The organism is Kitasatospora sp. NPDC058115 (genome assembly GCF_042884635.1).
GTDB lineage: Bacteria > Actinomycetota > Actinomycetes > Streptomycetales > Streptomycetaceae > Kitasatospora.
Window position 1 is genome coordinate 1 of record NZ_JBHVTL010000038.1, and the last position, 13,180, is coordinate 13,180.

The window sequence follows — 13,180 nt, forward strand, 5'->3', positions numbered from 1 at the left end:
GAGCCCGCACCGGGACCGGACGGGCCGCCGCGCAGGCCCTCCGGCGGGGGCGGCGGCGGGGCGGAGGCCGGGTTGCGGCCGAGGCCGGCGGCCTGCGGTTCCACGGGCGGCGGCCCGGCGGGCGGCGGCACCGGAGCACCGGGCGCGCCGGGCAGACCCGCGAGGCCCGGCAGGCCGTCCGGCGAGGCCAGCATGGTCGGGGCGTGTTCGACGGACCCGCCGGGCGGCGGGACGGGCGTACCGGGCGCGGGGGTACCGGGCGCGGGGGTACCAGGCGCGGGGGTACCGGGGCCGCCGGGCGCGGGCGCGCCGGGCAGACCCGCCAGGCCGGGCAGGCCGTCCGGCGGCGCCAGCAGCGTCGGCGCGGGGGCCACGGGCGCACCCGGCGGCGGGACGGGCGTCCCCGGCGCGGGGGTCCCCGGCGCGCCCGGCAGGCCGTCCGGCGGCGCCAGGACCGTCGGCGCGGGCACCATCGGGGCGTCCTGCGGCGGCACCGGCGTGCCCGGCACCGGCGTGCCCGGGCCGCCCGGCGCACCGGGCAGGCCCGCCAGGCCCGGCCGGCCGCCCTCGGGCAGCAGCACGGTGGCGGCCTCGGAACCGGCCCTCGGCTCGCCGGGCAGCCCGGCGCCGTTGGTGCGCAGCCCGTCCGGCAGGAGCACGGTCGCCGCCTCGGCGCCGGCCCGCGGCGCGGGCGAACCGGCCGGCTCGTCGTGGCCGGGCGGCGGGGCGAGCATGGTCGGCGCGTCGCCGGCGGGCCGCTCGGAGACCGGCGGCGTGGTCAGGACGGCGGGCGCGGGGACGTCCCCGGGCTCCGCCGCAAACGACGGCACCGCGGGCGACGGCACGGCGGGCGGCGCGACCGGCGGGGCGGCCGGGGCGGCCGGCGGCGCGGCGGCCGGGACGGGCGGCGCGGGAGGGGTCGCGGACGCGGCGGGCGCCCCCGTCCCCAGCCGCTCCGCCTCCGCGGTGAGCGCCGCCTCGCCGGCCTCCCGCAGCCACTGCGGCGGGCTGAGCAGGAAGGACGTCGCCTCGACCGGCCCCGGCGCGGGCCTGGCCGCACCGGCCGGGTTGGCCGCGACCGGCCGCCCGTAGGTCTCCTCGTACTGCCGGACCACCTCGTTGACGGGCAGCGCGGGCCAGAGCGTGCTGGCGCCGGAGTCCCGGGCGATCACCAGCCTGGCCTCGCCCTCGGCGCCGCCCGCGCCGTCACCGGGCTGCACCGCCCAGCAGACGAAGCCCAGGTCGAACTCCCGGACCCGCACCTCGCGCTGCCGCTCCCGCGGCACCCCGCCGTTGATCCACTCCTCGGCGAGCTCCTGCGCCTGCGCGTACGTCACCACGCCCGGTTCACCCCTGTCCCCATCGTCCCCGCTCGTTCCACACCCTCGACGACCACCGCGGACGCCATGTCAGCCCACCGGAACGGCACGGGCGAAGCCGCCGTCCACCATCAGCCCGGCGACCGTCTCCAGCTCCGCCGGGCTCCCCGCCAGCCGCAGCAGGAAGGCGTCGAAGTCCTCCCCGCAGGGCAGCAGCAGCCGGCCCACCCGGTCCTCGGCCGCCTCAGGCGCCCCGGTGTCACGGGCGTCGTCGTAGAGGCAGAACCAGACCGAGCCGGCCCGCTCGCCGCGCACCTTCAGCGCCAGGATGCCGCCCTGGGCGTAGGCGATGCCGAGGTAGTCCTTGGTGAGGTGGTCGCGCAGGCACTTGTTGGCGTAGACGACGTCCTCGGTGCCGTACTCCTCGGTGAGCGTCAGGAACGGCTGGTCGAGCAGCAGCCCGAGCTCCGGGTCGAGCGCCACGCCGACCGGGGCGCGGCCGCCGCCGAGCTTGAGGAAGGTGCGGTAGGCACCGGGCAGCCGGTGGCCCAGCCGCTCCTCGGCGCGCTGCACGAGGTCCTCGGTGACGCCGATCGGGTCGCCGCCGTCCTTGGCGAGCGAGAAGTGCACCGGCCGCTTCTCCTGCAGCGGCCGGGTGCCGCGGCGCCCGTGGTCGGCGGAGGAGGTGGCCAGGCCGCCGTGGTGCCGCAGCAGCGCCTTGACCTCGACCGGGACCAGTTCCATCCGCCGCCAGCCGGGCGCGGCGCCGCCGACCGCGTGGTGCCAGGTCCAGCCGGGCGGGGTGGCGACGGCGGTCTCCAGATCGGCCCAGAGCGGGTGGCCCTGGGTGAACAGCGCGGCGTTGGCCGAGACGTAGTCGGTCAGCCGCAGCTCGTCGACGCCGAAGCCGGCCGGCGGGTCGGCGACCTCGGCCGCCGCGGCGGCGTAGGGGCCGAAGTCCGGGTAGCCGTACTCGTCCACCCGGACCCCGGCGGGGTGCCGCTCCGCGCGGACCGGGTCCGGGAACTGCACCACCTGACCTGCGTACGCCGCGTTCGGTGCGGCGGCGACGCCGGGCCGACCTGTCGTCATCTGGGAGCCCCCACTGGCTGCTGCATGTTCTCGGTGCGCTTGTCGGAAACCAGCGTAGGGGGTGCGCCCTCGGCCCGGCCCCCCGCCCGGCACGCCCGGACGTGACCAGTGGGTGGCCGGCGGGTGGCGGGTGCGTGCCGCGGCCCGGGCCGCCGGGGCCGCCGCCGCCCGCCCGCGGCGGCGGCTCCCCCGCGGCCCGTCCGGCGACCGGGAACGCCCCCTCGCCGCACCCGGGGTGGCGGAGCGCCGGCGGGGTGCCGGGGGCGCGGATCCGGGAGACCCGGGGACGAGTCGTGATCGTGCGGTGTGGATCCGGCCGACATCGCGTGTCCGCCCGCCCGTCGGCTCCGCGCGCCGCACCCCGGATGTGCGGTTGTCAGTGTCATTTGACAGGCTGGCCCCTGACAGCCGTGCCACACCGGGCCGGGCGGAAGGGCCGGGCGGGAGGCGGACGGACGGACGACGAGCGGGACGACGAGGAGGGCGACGCCATGACCACCGGGGAACCGGCCGGGCCACCGCTGCTGCGCCACCACCGCGACAGCCTGCTGCCCGCCGTCGCCGCCGCGCTGTCGCTCAAGGGCGGCGAGGTGCACACCCTGGCCGGCGACAAGTCGGACCGCCGTCCCGCGCTGCACCCGCTGGTCGGCGACTTCCTCGACGCGCTGCCGCCGGAGCACCGCGAGCGCTTCACCGGCCGCTGCCCGGAGGCGGTCCTGCTCTCCCGGTACCTCACCTCGGTGGACGGCCGGCGCTCCAAGCGCGCCGCCCGCAAGCCGATGAGCCTGCACGAGGCGCGCAAGGCGCTCAAGGGTGCCCGGCTGACCACCGTGCGGATCCGCGAGGAGCACGATCCCGCGCACGGCACCCACGCACCGCCGTGCCGCTCCTGCCTGCCGCTCCTGGAGCACTTCACCGTACAGCTCGTCACGGTCGGCCCGGCCGCCGCCGGCTGACCGGTCCGCCCCGCGGCCGCCCACGCGCCGGCCGTGCGACGCACCGCCCGTCCCCCGTCCCCGAGCCACCGGAGCCCGTCCTGAATCCGCCCGCCCCCTCCCCGTCCCCGGCCGCGCCCGGCGGCCCCGCGCTGCGGACCCGCCCGCGCTTCCCGGCCGACGTCGCCGCCGAGCTCAAGGCGGCCGGCTGGCACCCCGGGCGCTGGCAGATCCGGCAGGCCGAGGAATGGGCCGACACCCTGGTCGGGTACGGCAGCCCGGCCGGTGTCCAGCACGCGGTGTTCCCGGCGGCGGTGGAGGCCTGGGCCGAGTTCGGCGGCCTCGCCTTCGACCTGGCCGGCCCTGGCCGGCAGCTGGCCCGCACGCCGTTCCTGATCGACCCGCTGTGCGGCCTGCACCAGCCGCGCACCCTGGCCGACCTCGGCCGCGCCCTGGACGTCCGGGTCGCCCCGCTGGGCGAGGAGGCGTACGGGCAGGCGCTGCTGGCGATCGACGAGGAGGGCCGGGTCCACAGCCTCGACCACACCGGCGAGTGGTTCCTCGGCCACGGCGTCGACCAGGCGATCACCGCGCTGGTCCTGGGCACCACCCCGGAACGGCTGCGCACCGCGGACGACGCCTGAACGGTCCGGGCCCGGGGCACGCCCAGGAGACAGACCCTAGACCAGCCGGTCCTGGCGGACCGCCAGCCGCGACGGCAGCACCGCCTCCACCCGGAACCCGCCGTCCCGCTCCGGCCCGGCCGAGAAGGTGCCGCCGAGCGCGACCACCCGCTCGCGCATCCCGACCAGCCCGTTGCCGCCGCTGGGCAGCGCGGCGGCGGCCCGTTCACCGCCCGGGCAGGCGTTCACCACGCTCACCCGCACACCGTTCGGCGCGTAGGCGAGCAGCACCGACACCTGAGCGCCGCCGGCGTGCTTGTGGGCGTTGGTCAGCCCCTCCTGCACCACCCGGTACGCGGTCTGTTCGGCCTCGCCGGTGAACTCCTGCCGGCTGCCGCTGACGGTCAGGGTGACGGCCATCCCGGCCGCCCGGGACTGGTCGACCAGCCGGGGCAGCCCGGTCAGCGAGTCCGGCTCCGGCGCGTTCTCCTCGGACATCCGCAGCACCCCGAGGATCTCGCGCAGCTCGTTGAGCGCCTGCCGGCCGACCTCGCCCATCAGCTTGGCGCTCTGCGCCGCCTTCTCCGGGTCCTTGGCCACGATCCGCTCCAGCGCCCCGGCGTGCACCACCATCAGCGAGACCCGGTGCGCCACCACGTCGTGCATCTCCCGGGCGATCCGGGTGCGCTCCTCCAGCCGGGCCCGGCGGGCGCGCTCGCGGGCCTGCTCGGCCAGCAGGTCCAGCTCGGTCTCCAGGCCGTGCGCGCGGTCCTTGAGGGAGTCGATCAGCCGCCGCCGGGCGCCGACGTACAGGCCGGTCACCACCGGCACCGCGGTCGCCCCGGCCGCCACCAGCAGCGACAGCACCACCTGGCCCCAGAACGGCGGCTGCTCGGTCGCGGGCTCGCCGGGGTTGAGCATCGACATGAGGATCACCCCGGCCGTCTCGGCGTAGGCGAGCGCGGAGAGCGCCACCACCCGCCGGCGGCGCGAGGGCCACTCCCAGGTCTCGGCCAGCGTGTACAGCGCCACCAGCAGCAGCACCATGCTGGGCACGGCCGGCATCACGAGCAGCGCGACCACCACCGGGACGACCGGCCAGCGCCGCCGCACCACCAGGGTGGCGCCGGCAAGCGCGGCGAACATCCCGACCGCGATCTCGGCCGCCGCGCCGAGGTGGACCCGGCTGCCGATGTAGGTGATCGAGCTGCCGGCGCACTCCAGCGCCGCCAGCGCGGCGAGCCCGGCGTCCAGGAGGGCGCTGCGCCGCCGCGGCCACCACAAGAACGACGACCGGTCCCGCGCTCGCTCCCCAGGCGACTTGCTCATGCCCCACAGACTACGGCGCGCCCCGGCCCCTCCCCCACCGGGTCGCGCCGCAAACCCTTCCGGGCCGCCGCCCGACCGGCTTCAGTGGTCCAGACCACATACGGTCCCGGGGCATGCCTGTCCGCCATCCGGCCACTTCGCGGACAGCGCACCGGACGACACCTATGCTGGTCGCGTCGGACAGCGCGGTCCGCACGCGTCACACCCGCCACACGCGGGGCGGCCCTGTGACGATGAGCCGTTGCCGAACACCCCACCACCCCGAGGGAGCCAGCCGTGACCGCTCCGGTCCCCAGCCAGGCGGACAACCCGACCCCCGTGGTCGCCGACAACGCCGCATTGCGCGCGGACATCCGTCGCCTCGGCGACCTGCTCGGCGAGACGCTGGTCCGCCAGGAAGGTCCCCAGCTGCTCGGCCTGGTCGAACAGGTCCGGCTGCTCAGCCGCACCAACGGCGAGGCCACCGCCGAACTGCTCTCCGACATCGACCTGGAGACCGCCGCCAAGCTGGTGCGCGCCTTCTCCACGTACTTCCACCTCGCCAACGTCACCGAGCAGGTGCACCGCGGCCGCGAGTTCGCCACCCGCCGCGCCCGCGAGGGCTCGCTGCTCGCGCAGACCGCCGACCAGCTGGCCGACGCCGACCCCAAGCACCTCGGCGACACCCTGGCCCACCTCGCCGTCCGCCCGGTCTTCACCGCGCACCCGACCGAGGCCGCCCGCCGCAGCGTCCTCAACAAGCTCCGCCGGATCGGCGAGCTGCTCGACCGCATCCACCGCGAGGAGATCGCCGCCGGCCTCTCCCAGGCCGACCCGGCCCGCACCTCCTCCGCCCGCCGCCAGGCCGACCGCCGCCTCGCCGAGGTCATCGACCTGCTCTGGCAGACCGACGAGCTGCGCATCGCCCGCCCGGAGCCCACCGACGAGGCCCGCAACGCCGTCTACTACCTCGACGAGCTCTACCGCGACGCCGTCCCGCAGGTCCTGGAGGAGCTGCACGAGGAACTCGCCCGGGTCGGCCTGGAGCTGCCCGACGGCGTGCGCCCGCTCACCTTCGGCACCTGGATCGGCGGCGACCGCGACGGCAACCCCAACGTCACCCCGCAGGTCACCTGGGACGTCCTCAACCTCCAGCACGAGTACGGCATCAAGGACGCCCTCGCCGCCATCGACGACCTGCGCGGCACCCTCTCCACCTCGGAGCGGCTGGCCGGCGCCTCCGTCGAACTGCTCGCCTCGCTCAACACCGACCTCCAGCTGCTTCCCGAGCTGAGCCCGCGCTACAAGCGGATGAACGCCGAGGAGCCGTACCGCCTCAAGGCCACCTGCATCCGGCTCAAGCTGGAGAACACCCGCGAGCGCCTGGCCGGCGGCACCCCGCACGTCGAGGGCCGCGACTACCTCGGCACCCGCGAGCTCGTCGCCGACCTGCGGATGATCCAGGACTCGCTGCGCGCCCACCGCGGCGAGCTGATCGCCGACGGCCGGCTCGCCCGCGCCATCCGCACCATCGAGGCGTTCGGCCTGCAGCTCGCCACCATGGACGTGCGCGAGCACGCCGAGGCCCACCACCACGCGCTCGGCCAGCTCTTCGACCGGCTCGGCGAGGAGGCCTGGCGCTACGCCGACATGCCCCGCGAGTACCGTCAGCGGCTGCTCGCCAAGGAGCTGCGCTCGCGCCGCCCGCTCGCGCCCACCCCGGCCCCGCTGGACGCCGCCGGCGCCAAGACCCTCGGCGTCTTCACCACCATCCGCGAGGGCTTCGAGCGGTTCGGCGACGAGATCGTCGAGTCGTACATCATCTCGATGTGCCAGGGCGCCGACGACGTGTTCGCCGCCACCGTGCTCGCCCGCGAGGCCGGCCTGATCGACCTTCACGCCGGGATCGCCAAGATCGGCATCGTGCCGCTGCTGGAGACCACCGACGAGCTCCAGCAGGCCGACCGGATCCTCGACGAGATGCTCTCCGACCCCTCCTACCGGCTGCTCGTCTCGCTGCGCGGCGACGTCCAGGAGGTCATGCTCGGCTACTCCGACTCCTCGAAGTTCGGCGGCATCACCACCTCCCAGTGGGAGATCCACCGCGCCCAGCGCCGGCTGCGCGACGTCGCCCACCGCTACGGCATCCGGCTGCGGCTCTTCCACGGCCGCGGCGGCACCGTCGGCCGCGGCGGCGGCCCCTCCCACGAGGCCATCCTGGCCCAGCCGTGGGGCACCCTGGAGGGCGAGATCAAGGTCACCGAGCAGGGCGAGGTCATCTCCGACAAGTACCTGCTGCCCTCGCTGGCCCGGGAGAACCTCGAACTGACCCTCTCCGCCACGCTGGCCGCCTCCGCGCTGCACACCGCCCCGCGCCAGGCCCCCGAGGAGCTGGCCCGCTGGGACGCCGCCATGGACCGGGTCTCCGAGGCCGCGCACACCTCCTACCGGGCCCTGGTCGAGCAGGACGACCTGCCGAAGTACTTCTTCGCCGCCACCCCGGTCGACCAGCTCGCCTCGCTGCACCTGGGCTCCCGCCCGTCCCGCCGCCCCGACTCCGGCGCCGGCCTGGACGGCCTGCGGGCCATCCCGTGGGTGTTCGGCTGGACCCAGTCCCGCCAGATCGTCCCCGGCTGGTACGGCGTCGGCGCCGGCCTGGCCGCCGCCCGCGAGGCCGGCCTGGGCGACGTGCTCGACGAGATGTACGGCCAGTGGCACTTCTTCCGCAACTTCCTGTCCAACGTCGCCATGACGCTGGCCAAGACCGACCTGCGGATCGCCCGCCACTACGTCGAGCAGCTGGTGCCCGACGAGCTGCACCACGTCTTCGAGCAGATCCAGGCCGAGCACGACCTCACCCTGCGCGAGGTGCTCCGCCTGACCGGGGAAAACGAGCTGCTGGAGCACAACCCGGTGCTCAAGCAGACCTTCGCGGTCCGCGACGCCTACCTCGACCCGATCTCCTACCTCCAGGTCGCGCTGCTGCGCCGGCAGCGCGAGGAAGTCGCCACCGGCCGCCAGGAGGACCCGCTGCGGGCCCGGGCGCTGCTGCTGACCGTCAACGGCATCGCCGCCGGCCTGCGCAACACCGGCTGACCGGCACCCCCGGACGCCCCAGGGCCCCGCGACGCGTCTGCACGCGTCGCGGGGCCCTCCCCCGTTCCGGACCGCCCCCGGATCCGGCCCGCCCCGATGAAGTCCTCTCCCCTCCCCGGTCAGTAGCGCGGTCTCACCTCGATCACCAGCCCCGCCCCGTACCGGGCCAGGATCTGCGCGCGGGCCGCCTCGACCTGCTGGGTGATGACGATCAGCCCGGCACCGTCCGGCGAGATCCAGACGTCGGTGATCGTCACGTTCCGCTGGGCCCAGTAGCCGGCGTCCGTGGACTTGATCCGCTCCGCCACGGCCTCGTAGGACTTCCGCGAACGGGCCACGTCCACGAACTTGAGGGTGACGCCGGAGTGCGGGACGGCCTTCGCGAGCGCGATGTCGAGGTCGCTCCCCGGCGCCCGCATCACGTAGACCGTGTTGGTCGTCCAGTCGCTGCAGGCGCCGAACCAGGAATCCGGGTACATCCGCTCGCCGAACCGCCTGACCGCGTTGGCCACCACCAGGCTGCGGCGGATGATCTGCTCCAGCTTGGAGGTCATCTCCGGGGCCGGGGTGTCCCACGACCCGTCGTCGCCGGACGGAAGCGGGGGAGTCGGTGCCAGGCCGTGGATCTGCTCCCAGGTGTACTCGCGCAGCGAGGCGGGCCCGCCTCGGCAGATGCCCGACCGCCCGCCCGGGTCGTCGTCCTCCGGTCCGCTCTCGCCGCCCCAGGCCGGCACCGGCCGCCCGGCGCCCGCGAAGGACTCCAGCTGCGTCAGCGCCCCCACCCCGACCAGCAGCACCACCGCCCCCGCGGCCACCCGGCGCAGCAGCCCGCGACGGGCCCGGCGCCGTCCCGCGCTCCGCAGCTCCGCCAGCGGCGGCCGGCCGCCGGACAACTGCCCCGCCCGGGCGTCGAGGCGGACGACGAGTTCCTCCTCGAACGCGTCCGGCTCCGGTCCCCTCCCCTCACCCCTCATGACACACCATCTCCCGTACCGGTGCCAGCTCCTGCCGAAGCGTCCTCATCGCGCGTGCCAGGTGGGTCTTGGCCGTCGCGGTCGAACAGCCGAGCTCCTCGGCCACCTGGGCCACCGGCAGGTCGACGTAGTACCGCAGCACCACCGCCGTCCGCTGACGGGGCGGCAGCGACCGGAGCGCCGCCTCCAGCTCCTCGTCCCGGGGGTCCGCCGCCGCCACCGGGGAGTCCGGCAGCAGCGGCGTCAGCACCTCGCGACGGGTGCGCCGCCAGCGCGAGACGTGGGTGCGGACCATCGCCCGGCGGACGTACGCCTCGGCCGCGCCCGGCTCGCGGATCGCGCCGCGCCGCACGTACACCCGGGACAGGGCGTCGTGCAGCAGGTCCCGCGCGTCGTGGATGTCCCCCGTGATCAGGAAGGCGCCGCGGAGCAGCGCCTGGTACCGCGCCGCGACGAACTCGTCGAACGGATCGTCCCGCCGGGCGTCTCCGGTGAAGCCCCCCGGCCGCATCGATTCGCGCTTCATGCCAACCAGACGCACCGGCGGACGGAAACGGGTGACACGTCCGGCGAAAAAAACCGGAGGGGCCGGGGACCGATCAGCTCGGTCCCCGGCCCCTGCGGCACGATCGCGCCCTCACTCCCCCGCGGCGCCCGCGCGGTGGCGCTTGACCCACAGGGCCGCGCCGCCGGCCGCCACGACCAGCCCGCCGCCGACGGCCAGCAGGCCCGCGTCACCGCCGACCGAACTGCCGAGCACCGGACCGAGCTGCGCCGAGACGGGCTCCGGGGACACCACACCCGGATCGGGTTCCGCGATCGGGTCGGCGTGCGCCGCACCGGCCGCGCCCAGCAGCATCCCGGCAGCGCCGAGCGCGCCCGCGGTGCCCAGCGCACCCGCCGTGCCCACCCGTCGTCCGAGCTTCCCCAGCCGCACCACCCGGATCCGCCGAAGGCGCCGGACCGGCCGCAAACTCCGCATCGAGAACTCCCCAACCCGTTCGCGTACTGGCCCGACGCTATCCGATCCGCACAGGTTTCTCACAGGTATTCAGGTTTGGCCGACCAAGAGTTGTACGACTGTTGCGCAGCCGGACCACCGCCCTTCCCCCGCGGGCGGCCCTGACCGCACGTCAGGAGTTGTACGACGACTGGGCCCGCTCCAGGCCCTCGGAGAGCAGCGCCTCCACCGCGTCCGCCGAGCGGTCCACGAACCACTCCAGGTCCTTGCGCTCGGTCGCGGAGAAGTCCTTCAGCACGAAGTCCGCGACCTCCATGCGGCCCGGCGGACGGCCGATCCCGCACCGCACCCGGTGGTACTCGGGGCCGAGCGACTTGGTGATGGACTTCAGCCCGTTGTGGCCGTTGTCGCCGCCGCCGAGCTTCAGCCGCAGCGCCGCGTAGTCGATGTCCAGTTCGTCGTGGACGGCCACCAGCGCGGAGACCGGCGCCTTGTAGAAGTCGCGCAGCGCGGTGACCGGGCCGCCGGAGAGGTTCATGAACGACTGCGGCTTGGCGAGCACCACCCGCCGCCCCGCCAGCCGCCCCTCGGCGACCTGCGCCCGGCTCTTGTGGGCCTTGAACTTCGCGCCCATCCGCGCGGCCAGCAGGTCCACCACCATGAACCCGATGTTGTGCCGGTTGCGGGCGTACTGCTCCCCGGGGTTGCCCAGCCCCACCACCAGCCAGGGCCCCTCGTACGATTCGTCGTTCATCCCACCGCTCCTCGTGGTCATGTTCACCGCCATCATCCCGGACACGCCGCTGCCCCGGCCGCTCCAGCGGGAGCGACCGGGGCAGCGGTCCGGACTGTGCGAGAGGCTCAGGCCTCGGCGCCGGCCTCGGCCTCGGCGGCCTCCTCCTCGGCCGGGGCGGCCTGGGCGGCGATGACCTGCAGCACGACGGCGTCGGCCTCGACGGCCAGCGAGACGCCGTTCGGCAGGGCGATGTCCTTGGCGTGGACCGAGGCGCCGGCCTCCAGGCCCTCGACCGAGACGGTGACGGCCTCGGGCAGGTGGGTGGCCTCGGCCTCGATCGGCAGGGCCTGGAGGACGTGCTCCAGCAGGTTTCCGCCCGGGGCCAGCTCGCCCTCGGTGTGGACCGGAACCTCGACGGTGACCTTCTCGCCGCGCTTGACCAGCAGCAGGTCGACGTGCTCGATGGTGCGCTTGATGGCCTCGCGCTGGACGGCCTTCGGCAGCACGTACTCGTCCTTGCCCTCGATCGGCACGACCAGCAGGGCGTTCGGGGTCTTCAGGGCCATCATCAGGTCGTGGCCGGGCAGGTTCAGGTGAACCGGCGCGTGGCCGTGACCGTAGACGACACCGGGGACGAAGCCGGCACGGCGGGCGCGACGGGCGGCACCCTTGCCGAACTCGGTACGGGTCTCGGCGGCAAGGCGGATCTCGGACACGACTGCACTCCTCGTGAAAGCTGGCGCGGGGGTGCAGGCAACGCGAAAAACCGCCGGGACCACACCCTCATAACGTTCGGGGGTCACTCGGCGGCGCACGACCTCTGCCGGGGCCCGGGATTCCGGAGCCGGCAGCGCGTCGATCACGGAGCGGGCACCCGCGGAGCGGGCACACGGCATCCCTCGCCGAGCAGTTTCACGAGTCTAACCGGAGCGGCGCCCTCTCGCGAAATCGGCCGCGGCCCCGGTCCGCTGGGAACCGGGGCCGCGCACACGGGGCTTGGTCAGTGCACGCCCTCGAAGAGGCTCGTGACCGAGCCCTCCTCGAACACCTCGCGGATCGCGGCGGCGATGGACGGGGCGATCGACAGCGTGGTGATCTTGTCCAGCTGCAGCGAGGCCGGGGTCGGCAGGGTGTTGGTGAACACGAACTCGCTGACCCGGGAGTTCTTCAGGCGGTCCGCGGCGGGGCCGGAGAGCACACCGTGGGTGGCGGCCACCAGGACGTCCGCGGCACCGGCCTCGAACAGCGCGTCGGCGGCGGCGCAGATCGTGCCGGCGGTGTCGATCATGTCGTCGACCAGGACGCAGACCCGGTCCCTGACGTCGCCGACGACCTCGGCCGACAGGATGGTGTTGGCCTGGGTCATGTCGCGGCGCTTGTGGATGATCGCCAGCGGCGCGTCCAGCCGGTCGCACCACTGGTCGGCCACCTTGACCCGGCCGGCGTCCGGGGAGACCACGGTGAGCTTGCCGCGGTCGACCCGCTCGCCCACGTAGTCGGCCAGCAGCGGCAGCGCGAACAGGTGGTCCACCGGGCCGTCGAAGAAGCCCTGGATCTGCGCGGTGTGCAGGTCCACGGCCATCAGCCGGTCGGCGCCCGCCTGGCGCAGCAGGTCGGCGACCAGCCGGGCCGAGATCGGCTCGCGGCCCAGGTGCTTCTTGTCCTGGCGGGCGTACCCGTAGAACGGCAGGATCGCGGTGATGCTCCGGGCGGAGGCCCGCTTCAGAGCATCGATCATGATCAGCTGCTCCATGATCCACTGGTTGATGGGAGCCGTGTGGCTCTGCATCACGAAGCAGTCGGCACCGCGGGCCGACTCCAGGAAGCGGACGTAGATCTCACCGTTGGCGAAGTCCAGGGCCTTGGTCGGAACCAGTTCGGTCCCCAGCGACGCGGCCACCTCCTTCGCCAGCTCCGGGTGGGCACGGCCGGAGAAGAGCTTCAGCTTCTTCTCGCCCGACGTCGTGATCCCGCTCACTGCCACCGTCTCCTCGCGTTGCTGACGCCGATCCCGTCCGTACCGCGGGCAGGCGTCCGCCAGCCGGCGAGAGGGGTCGGGGAATTGTCGGTACGCCTGGACACGGGCGGTAGGCCCAATGGCGCACGTATGACCCCAAGGTTACGCGCCCGCTCGCG

At 75.0% G+C, this 13,180-nt stretch carries 11 protein-coding genes and 1 pseudogene; 3 read left to right on the top strand and 9 right to left on the bottom strand.

Annotated elements, in window-relative coordinates; genetic code table 11:
- Nucleotides 1-1,340 (bottom strand): annotated as a pseudogene (locus tag ACFVVL_RS31430) (hypothetical protein); the annotation flags it as partial.
- A 69-nt stretch (nucleotides 1,341-1,409) separates the two neighbouring features.
- Nucleotides 1,410-2,411: an SMI1/KNR4 family protein gene (locus ACFVVL_RS31435; protein WP_387681211.1), complete on the bottom strand. Its 1,002-nt coding sequence runs from the start codon at nucleotides 2,409-2,411 to the stop codon at nucleotides 1,410-1,412.
- Nucleotides 2,412-2,902: 491 nt separating this feature from the next.
- On the opposite strand from ACFVVL_RS31435, the gene ACFVVL_RS31440 reads away from it, so the two are divergent.
- Both ACFVVL_RS31440 and ACFVVL_RS31445 read left to right on the top strand, forming a co-directional pair.
- Nucleotides 2,903-3,367 carry a YwqJ-related putative deaminase gene (locus ACFVVL_RS31440; RefSeq protein WP_380295901.1) on the top strand — a complete coding sequence of 155 codons (465 nt, stop codon included), beginning with the start codon at nucleotides 2,903-2,905 and terminating at the stop codon, nucleotides 3,365-3,367.
- A 131-nt stretch (nucleotides 3,368-3,498) separates the two neighbouring features.
- Nucleotides 3,499-3,990, top strand: a complete 492-nt coding sequence (locus ACFVVL_RS31445) for an SUKH-3 domain-containing protein (RefSeq protein WP_387681311.1) — start codon at nucleotides 3,499-3,501, stop codon at nucleotides 3,988-3,990.
- A 36-nt stretch (nucleotides 3,991-4,026) separates the two neighbouring features.
- On the opposite strand, the gene ACFVVL_RS31450 is transcribed toward ACFVVL_RS31445, so the two are convergent.
- Nucleotides 4,027-5,298 carry a sensor histidine kinase gene (locus tag ACFVVL_RS31450; protein WP_380295899.1) on the bottom strand — a complete coding sequence of 424 codons (1,272 nt, stop codon included), beginning with the start codon at nucleotides 5,296-5,298 and terminating at the stop codon, nucleotides 4,027-4,029.
- 276 nt (nucleotides 5,299-5,574) lie between these two features.
- Here ACFVVL_RS31450 and ppc point away from each other — a divergent pair, with 276 nt between their 5' ends.
- Entirely contained in the window at nucleotides 5,575-8,373 is a 2,799-nt protein-coding gene (gene ppc, locus ACFVVL_RS31455) for a phosphoenolpyruvate carboxylase (protein WP_380295897.1), read from the top strand.
- A 119-nt stretch (nucleotides 8,374-8,492) separates the two neighbouring features.
- On the opposite strand, the gene ACFVVL_RS31460 is transcribed toward ppc, so the two are convergent.
- The 6 genes from ACFVVL_RS31460 to ACFVVL_RS31485 all read right to left on the bottom strand — a co-directional run bounded on the left by ACFVVL_RS31460 (nucleotide 8,493) and on the right by ACFVVL_RS31485 (nucleotide 13,022).
- Nucleotides 8,493-9,347: a hypothetical protein gene (locus tag ACFVVL_RS31460; RefSeq protein WP_387681215.1), complete on the bottom strand. Its 855-nt coding sequence runs from the start codon at nucleotides 9,345-9,347 to the stop codon at nucleotides 8,493-8,495.
- Nucleotides 9,337-9,873 carry a SigE family RNA polymerase sigma factor gene (locus ACFVVL_RS31465; RefSeq protein ID WP_380295893.1) on the bottom strand — a complete coding sequence of 179 codons (537 nt, stop codon included), beginning with the start codon at nucleotides 9,871-9,873 and terminating at the stop codon, nucleotides 9,337-9,339. Before ACFVVL_RS31465 ends, ACFVVL_RS31460 begins: the two co-directional genes overlap by 11 nt.
- 111 nt (nucleotides 9,874-9,984) lie before the next feature.
- Entirely contained in the window at nucleotides 9,985-10,329 is a 345-nt protein-coding gene (locus ACFVVL_RS31470) for a hypothetical protein (RefSeq protein ID WP_387681218.1), read from the bottom strand.
- A gap of 151 nt (nucleotides 10,330-10,480) precedes the next feature.
- On the bottom strand, nucleotides 10,481-11,062 hold the full coding sequence (gene pth, locus ACFVVL_RS31475) for an aminoacyl-tRNA hydrolase (RefSeq protein WP_380295889.1): 582 nt from the start codon (nucleotides 11,060-11,062) through the stop codon (nucleotides 10,481-10,483).
- Nucleotides 11,063-11,169: 107 nt separating this feature from the next.
- A complete protein-coding gene (locus ACFVVL_RS31480; RefSeq protein WP_387681221.1) occupies nucleotides 11,170-11,760 on the bottom strand; it encodes a 50S ribosomal protein L25/general stress protein Ctc in 591 nt (196 codons plus the stop codon).
- 284 nt (nucleotides 11,761-12,044) lie between these two features.
- Nucleotides 12,045-13,022 carry a ribose-phosphate diphosphokinase gene (locus ACFVVL_RS31485; RefSeq protein WP_380295885.1) on the bottom strand — a complete coding sequence of 326 codons (978 nt, stop codon included), beginning with the start codon at nucleotides 13,020-13,022 and terminating at the stop codon, nucleotides 12,045-12,047.
- Nucleotides 13,023-13,180 lie beyond the last annotated feature (158 nt).